The sequence below is a fragment of the Bacillus sp. AP50 genome, assembly GCF_040492675.1.
GTDB classification, from domain to species: Bacteria; Bacillota; Bacilli; order Bacillales; family Bacillaceae_G; genus Bacillus_A; species Bacillus_A cereus.
The window spans coordinates 1-2,017 of the sequence record NZ_JBEUTW010000076.1; the positions used below are offsets into that span (position 1 = coordinate 1).

Below are 2,017 nucleotides of genomic sequence, written 5' to 3' on the forward strand. Positions count from 1 at the left end.
AAACAACAAACGCAGTTTTAGTAACACTCAAATCTTGGCAAAAGCTTGTGGAAGCATTTGAGAAGAAGTACTACAGTTATAAAGATACTTATTTAGAAGATATTCTACAGCACATGACATACGAAGATCGTATTGCTGATGTGGATGGATTTGTCGAAAGAGCCAAACCATCTTTTTCACGTCGCGCAATGTCTGCACTTGCAGAAAAAACGGGAAGAAAGCATAAATTATACGGCATTACGAATGCTGATCTCGAAGTGTTCTTATATATACATAAGAAATGCTTTACTAGTGGTGTCATTCCCAATGTAACCATACATATGATGTGGGAAGATTACAAACAATATAAAGAAGAATTTGCTTATATCCAACACTCTCAATTCTATATCGCTTTGAAAAAGTTAAGCTTACATAACATTATCTCCATTGAAAATGAAATTGATGGTCGTTACACAATTAAACTCACTCATTTTCTGAATGAGGAAACAGAAAAAGCAAATCCGTACGTATATATTAGTCCTGTTGTATTTACAAAAGCTTTCTTTAAGCTATCTGTAGCGGCTAAGAAGCTATTCTTAGATATCGCAATGCAACAACATACAGAAACAACGTTAAAGCGTTCATTAGATAAGCATGACGAAAGAGGCAATAAAACCCACTTCGGCGGGATGTATCGTTTCTTACATAAAAAATATCCGCATCAAATCCGTGCGGTTATCGATGAATTAACAATTACATTACCATGTACGGGTAGTCCCCTATTCAAAATTTGCAAAATGCAAAAAGGTGTAAAGCATACAAAACGATATACGACATTATATCTGTCTATCCATTCAGACTTTTTATGTACGAAAGAATCTGGAGAAGAACAATACAGGGATCCGTTTACACCAAGAGCTACCTATGCTCGTAAAGCGAAATTCATTGAATCACTTCTACAAGAAATGAATATCGGTGAACTGTCTGCAGACATGAATAAGTTCATTCATGTCTTAAAGTATACTTGTCATCGTCAAATTCGCAGTGTCATTCGTGGGCTTCGTGATATGGTTGATCGAAAAGAAGGATATCCAACGAAAATTGTATATACATTGAAAAAATTATTGCATCAGACATCTCAATATCAAATTCTTGATACAGCAGCGAAAGAAGGTCTCTACCCTCTTATTGCGCAGCACATACCAAAAGAGAGAAATAGTGACCGTGAGCATGCTGTCTTTAATTTTGGTCTACATTATTCTATGTACTCTCTTCATAACATTAAGAAGATGTTTAGAAATGTACATGCACTACTGAAGCAGAAGTTTGCAGTACCAGTAATAGAAGAGTCTTATCACCGTAATTATCTAAAATACCAGGAAGAAACGTTATTTAGAAAATATGCATATGATCAGGGAGTGAATCTCCATGCATATATCGCTTTAGAAATTGAAATGCGTGAAAAACTAAAAGTTCGTGGCCATAAAGAACGCACAATTCCAAGTGATGTGCGCGAATGGTTTATCGAGGCAATTGATAAGTTGCCACAAGAAAAACTTCGTGTGATTGAGCTACCAAAGCAGTTTAATTTACTAGAATTTATGCGTACCTTCGAACGTTTAGTACGTGCTGGTGTAACAATAACAGCTCCAGATCAGGTGCTAACCGCAATGGAAATAAAATAATAGCAACAAGCTCTCTATTTTTGAAAAAATCGAAAGTGGAGGGCTATTCGTGTTTGGTTTATTCCGCCCTTTTTTTACTAATCTATTTATAAATACATAACTAGAAGGACTTCATGTAAAATGGAGTCTTTTTTTATGCATTTCTATATAAATCCTCTTCTATCTATAGTAGAATCTCCACACTACACATTAAGTATTCTTTACGTGTAGTAAAATATCCAATTTTATATCTACAAAAAATCAGAAGGATATTAATAAAAATAGTAGATATGAGGACAAATATGATAAAATGTGGATACTATTTTACTAATATTGTTGGGAATACTAGTGCTATTGAATTTATCTAATAAAAA

At 34.2% G+C, this 2,017-nt stretch carries 1 protein-coding gene; it reads left to right on the top strand.

The window, feature by feature from the left end; translation table 11 throughout:
- Positions 1 to 1,664 (top strand): hypothetical protein (locus ABWK52_RS07420; protein ID WP_353771905.1); only part of this gene is annotated, 1,664 nt, incomplete at its 5' end.
- Positions 1,665 to 2,017 lie beyond the last annotated feature (353 nt).